Consider the following 5,338-nt stretch of genomic DNA (forward strand, 5'->3'; position numbering starts at 1 on the left):
TAAAAGAATAGCCGTTGGCGGTAAATAACACTTTGGGCTTGATCTGTCCGAATCTGTCCAGAACTCCTTTTATTCCGAAATCAGGAGAGCAGGAAGACCAGGTGGCACCCACGCTTGCGGCAGCCAGCATGGCAATGATGGATTCAGGCATGTTCGGCATAAAACCCACCACCCGGTCACCCGGTTTTACTGTTGCCTCTCTTAAAGACTTGGCCACACGGGCGACTTCATCGTATAGCTCTTTATAGGTCATCTTGATGGAATCCTGGCTTTCTCCTTTGAAAATCAGGGCCACATGGTCATCCCGGTATCGAAGAAGATTTTCCGCAAAATTGAGCCTTGCACCGGTAAACCACTTGGCACCGGGCATTTTAATTACATCATTAATGACCTGGCTATACGGCTTTGATGCTCTGATTTCGGCAAATTCCCACATTAAGGTCCAGAACTCCGGTATGTTTTCTATGGACCACCGGTACATCGGATCATAATCAGTAAAACCCTTACCGATTTTGTCATTCACAAAATTCATGAACCGGTACATATTGGTACCCTTTACCCTTTCCTCCGAAGGCTTCCATAACTGTTTACCCATGATTCGCTCTCCTTGTTTCTGTTATCAAGTTTCAAGCCTATAACGACTACAGAAATATGCCTTATTTAATATTCAATTTCAAGGCTTTAATTCTTGCATACCAACCGTTTTTTAGTATAAGCTTTCTTAAGAAAGCACAGAATATCTTAATTAAACCATGCGGCTCTATCTTTCTTCCTGAAAAGCGCTGACACAAAATAAGGAGACATATCATGCGTATTGTTGATTTACGGTCTGACACCATTACAAAGCCAACGCCTTCCATGCAAAACGCAATGGCGCAAGCCGAAGTCGGAGACGATGTTTTTGGAGAGGACCCCACCGTTAATCGGCTGGAGGAAATGGCTGCTGACCGTATGGGAAAAGAAGCGGCGTTGTTTGTCGCCAGCGGAACAATGGCTAACCTGGTCAGTCAGCTGGCGCATTGTGGCAGGGGAGATGAGATGATTCTTGGAGATCAGGCCCACATTTTTTTCTATGAGCAGGGAGGTTCCGCTGCCATAGGAGGCATTCATCCCCGAACTGTACCCAACCAGCCGGATGGGAAAATAGCCCTTCAAGACATTGAGGCAGCGATTCGTCCCGATAACATACATTTCCCACGAACCAAAATAGTCCTGCTGGAAAATACACACAACCGTTGCAACGGGAATCCTCTTGAAGTGGATTATATGCAAAGCGTGGGGAAGCTGGCCCGGAGCCATGAACTGAAAGTGCATATTGACGGAGCAAGGATATTCAATGCTGCTGTTGCACTTGGAGTGAATGCCTGCGATCTGGTCAGCGATGCGGATTCTGTTTCTTTTTGCCTGAGCAAGGGCCTTGCAGCTCCGGTGGGCTCAATGGTTTGCGGTAGTGGTCCTTTTATTGAAAAAGCCCGTCGCGCCCGTAAAGTTCTGGGCGGGGGTATGCGACAGGCAGGAATACTGGCTGCGGCCGGAATCGTTTCACTGACTGAAATGACGGATCGCCTTTCCGAAGATCACGCCAATGCCAAAAGGCTTGCTGAGGGTTTGGCGGGAATAAACGGCATTTCAATAGACCCTGAACTGGTAAAGACCAATATTGTATTTTTTGATATCCTACGCAGCGATATGAACGCAGAGCAGCTTGCCGGTCAGCTTATATCCCGAGGCATTAAGGTGTTGCCGCTGGGTATGAATCAGCTAAGGGCTGTTACCCATTACCATATTACGCCGGATGATATTGAATATGCTTTAAACCAGTTTGCAAAAGTGATGGGATAATTTCTTTGTGACCGATCAGTTTCAATTTTCCTACAGCCACTAATAGCGCAATTCCATATTTTATAACATTAATGAAAAATTAACATAATCCTTATTATTTGCTGACTTAGTTTTTCTAGTTTATTGTCCATATGGTCTTGTCTGCAAATACGATTCTAACCTTAAACACCCTTTTTTCCCCAACAAAACATTTCCGTTTCATATTTATTCAAACTAATAAGGAAAGTGTCCATGAACAACGCCAAAGATTATATTGTTGATACCAATGTTCTTTTAGACGACCCTGGAGCGCTAGTAAAACTGCGAAATGGTAATGAAAATAGTATTTACATTCCCTACCATGTTTTGCTTGAGCTAAATAAATTAAAAAAAGACCCTCGTTTGGGGCATATCGTCAATCGGGTATTCCAAAACCTCTTCGATCTGGATGGCAACTATAAAATCTTAAAGCCCAATGGCATTGCCAAATCCTTTTCCAGCCTGGTGGATAATTTTATACTTGAAGAGATTCTAAAGAGCGGAATCAAGGCTCCGATTCTGGTAACCAACGACAAATTCCTTCAGCTGCAAGCCGGTTTAAATGGCATAAAGAGCGAGAGGTATAAAGATTCGGCGCCGTTTAAATCCGAGGCGGAATATTATACTGGTTTTGTTAAAAGTCGAGATGAGGTACTGCCCAATGCCTTTATGAGAAATGGCGAAGGTAAACCGGTGTTCTTTGGGAAAAGAGGGGAAAAGGTGATCGATTATCGGCATCGTGTGTGGAATATTGCACCACGTAATACTTACCAGAACATTGCTTTGGAATTAATGCTCAACGATGATATTCATGTGGTTTCCCTTCAAAGTGATGCTGGATACGGAAAAAGTTTTTTAGCCCTTGGTGCCGCCCTGTACCTCACGTTGGAAAAAAAGAGGTACGATAAAATTTATGTGATCAAGCCGATGATTGAAATCGGCCAGAAGCTTGGCTACCTACCCGGTAGTGTCGAAGAAAAGATGGAACCCTATATACGATACATTTCCGACCTTATTTTAAAGCTTCACACACTGCGTCCTGCTACCAGAGTTATCGTCAACAGCGAAGTTTACCCCATTCAGTTCAATCCCAAGCGATTCAAATTGCTTCCGTTGACCTATATCCGGGGGATGAACATTGAAAATGCCGTTGTGATTATAGATGAAATTCAGAACATGTCTCGTGCCGAAGTGCGCGCCCTGCTCTCACGTATGGGAGAAGGGGTCAAGTGTATCTGTCTGGGAGATACACGCCAGGTGGATCATCCCTATTTAAACGTTGAAAATAACGGAATGAACTGGGTAGTCAATAAGTTTAAAGGGAACAACATTTACGCCCATCTCGTACTGAAAGGGAGCCAATCCAGAGGGCCAATCACTGATCTGGTAATCAAATCGGGGTTGTGACTGGGATTTTCTAATGTCTTGATCTATTTAATACTCCCTATATGCTACTTTCTATAAATTATCATATCCGACCATACATGTAGACATCCTCCGAATTTCCTTTTCGGTCTTCATGCCTTATCTCTCTCATATCCACTTCCGAAAATTGCTGGTCAGAAGGTACCATGATTGAAAATCTTATTCAAACATGATAAGCAACCATCTGAAAGGATGTGCTTATTGTTCACTGTATCAGTAAGTTATTAAAACCCGCAGTAGAAGTCAAAGAAAAAGGTTTGCTGACTTGATATGCTTTATCTAAGGTCCCATTTTCGGCTGTTGTTAATCATTCTTTTTTTAACTGGATTTGCTTATGGGGCCACACTGAACATGATATAGATACCAGGCTGAGAGAAGGAAAAATAATTGTCAGTTTCCAAAATGTAGAGGGAACGTAGGTAAAAAAGGGGACGGTAACCAGGGTTATAAACGTTCCATCTGAAGTTGGACCGCCCGGTCCATGCACTATATACGAATCGATCATGGTAATGTGAGTTTGATGGAATGGAGGGAGTAAGCTTTAACCGCATGAAACATCTATCTGCTTTTATCTCAAAAATGGAAAAAGAAGGGATTTCACCTCTGGTCATAAACACATTTTCCTATTATTATAAAAAAGTCGTTGAAGGTGAAACCGGTCTTATACTTGACAGGGACATAGACCCTGTTGATAAAGATGAACTTAAAGATGCAAACAGCCTGGAAAGCTGGACGGCTGCCGGAAAAGAGGCTTTTAAGCATGCGGTGAGGATCATCTTAAACGGCGGCCTGGGTACCAGCATGGGTCTGACCGGTCCCAAATCTCTGGTTAAGGTTAAAGACGGTCAAACCTTCCTCGAAATCATATTACAGCAGGCGGAATACAGCCAGGTAAAGCTTGCCCTGATGAACAGCTTCAGTACCCATGAAGATACCCTTTTGGCCCTGTCAAAAATAGACCCGCCTATTGTTCCGCGGATTTTCCTCCAGCACAAGTTTCCCAAAATACTGCATGAAGGGCTAAGCCCTGCAACCTGGCCGGAAAAGCCGGAATTGGAGTGGAATCCGCCTGGACACGGAGATGTGTATACAGCCCTGTATGCCTCCGGTATGCTTAAAACCCTTCTTGAAGAGGATATTCGGTATGCCTTTATATCCAATTGTGATAATCTAGGCGCCGGCATGGACGCGTCTCTGTTGGGCTACTTTGCTGAAAATAATTATCCCTTTATGATGGAGGTTGCACAGAAAACACCGGCGGATTTAAAAGGGGGGCACCTGGCACGCCAAAAAAACGGACGATTGATACTCCGTGAAATCGCTCAATGCCATGAAAATGAACGAGGCGCTTTTGAGGATATCCGCCGCTACAGATTTTTTAACACCAACAATATCTGGGTCAACCTGAAGTTCTTAAGCGATCTTATCGAAAAAGATAAAGCCATTCGCCTTCCCATGATTTTGAACCCGAAAACATTAGACCCGAGGAATGAGGACAGTCCAGGTGTCTTTCAGATTGAAACGGCCATGGGGGCCGCTATTTCACTTTTTGCAGGTGCAACCGCGGTTAAGGTTCCCAGGTCGAGGTTTTTCCCGGTTAAAAAATGCAATGACCTGGTGGCGGTGCGTTCCGACTGTTTTGTTTTTTCTAGGCAAAAAAACCTTATGATCAACCCTGTTAGAATGCTTAAGCAAAAACCGGACACCATAAAAATAGATCTTGACCCAAAATATTACGGGAAAATTGAACTTCTGGAACAAAGGTTCAAAGATGGCGTTCCATCTCTGGTGGACTGTGAATCACTGACCGTTGAAGGTGATGTGTTTTTTTCCAAAAATATAAGGATTAAGGGCGAAGTTAAAATAACAAACAGCAAAAACTCACGGGCAGATATCAAGGAAGGGTCGGTTATACAGGGAGTCCTTAATTTGTACCCTAAATGAGCGTAAACAAAACTGAGAACTTGTATAAAACACCTCATTTATAGCTTTTTTTAAGCGACAAGCGGCTTGCTTGCAACTCTTGCATCAGTGAAATATAAATTATCAAAAA

General features: G+C 43.5%; 4 protein-coding genes. 3 read left to right on the plus strand and 1 reads right to left on the minus strand.

From position 1 onward, the window contains the following. Positions 1 to 595: AMP-binding protein (locus SWH54_15925; GenBank protein MDY6792751.1), on the minus strand; the 595-nt coding region annotated here is incomplete at its 3' end. A 212-nt stretch (positions 596 to 807) separates the two neighbouring features. Between SWH54_15925 and ltaE the strand changes: the two genes are divergently transcribed. From ltaE to SWH54_15940, 3 genes are all read left to right on the plus strand, one after another. Continuing rightward, a complete protein-coding gene (gene ltaE, locus SWH54_15930) occupies positions 808 to 1,842 on the plus strand; it encodes a low-specificity L-threonine aldolase (GenBank protein ID MDY6792752.1) in 1,035 nt (344 codons plus the stop codon). A 231-nt stretch (positions 1,843 to 2,073) separates the two neighbouring features. Further along, a complete protein-coding gene (locus tag SWH54_15935; GenBank protein MDY6792753.1) occupies positions 2,074 to 3,267 on the plus strand; it encodes a PhoH family protein in 1,194 nt (397 codons plus the stop codon). Between the two features lie 567 nt (positions 3,268 to 3,834). After that, positions 3,835 to 5,229, plus strand: coding sequence for a UTP--glucose-1-phosphate uridylyltransferase (locus SWH54_15940; protein MDY6792754.1), 1,395 nt, complete (start codon positions 3,835 to 3,837; stop codon positions 5,227 to 5,229). Positions 5,230 to 5,338: the final 109 nt, after the last annotated feature.

It is taken from the genome of Thermodesulfobacteriota bacterium (assembly GCA_034189135.1).
In the GTDB taxonomy this organism is placed as follows: domain Bacteria; phylum Desulfobacterota; class Desulfobacteria; order Desulfobacterales; family JAUWMJ01; genus JAUWMJ01.

Bases quoted from the DNA above. Each gene is read 5' to 3' on its own strand.
- SWH54_15940 (MDY6792754.1), top strand. From the start codon at position 3,835: ATGAAACATCTATCTGCTTTTATCTCAAAAATGGAAAAAGAAGGGATT.
- ltaE (MDY6792752.1), top strand. From the start codon at position 808: ATGCGTATTGTTGATTTACGGTCTGACACCATTACAAAGCCAACGCCT.
- SWH54_15935 (MDY6792753.1), top strand. From the start codon at position 2,074: ATGAACAACGCCAAAGATTATATTGTTGATACCAATGTTCTTTTAGAC.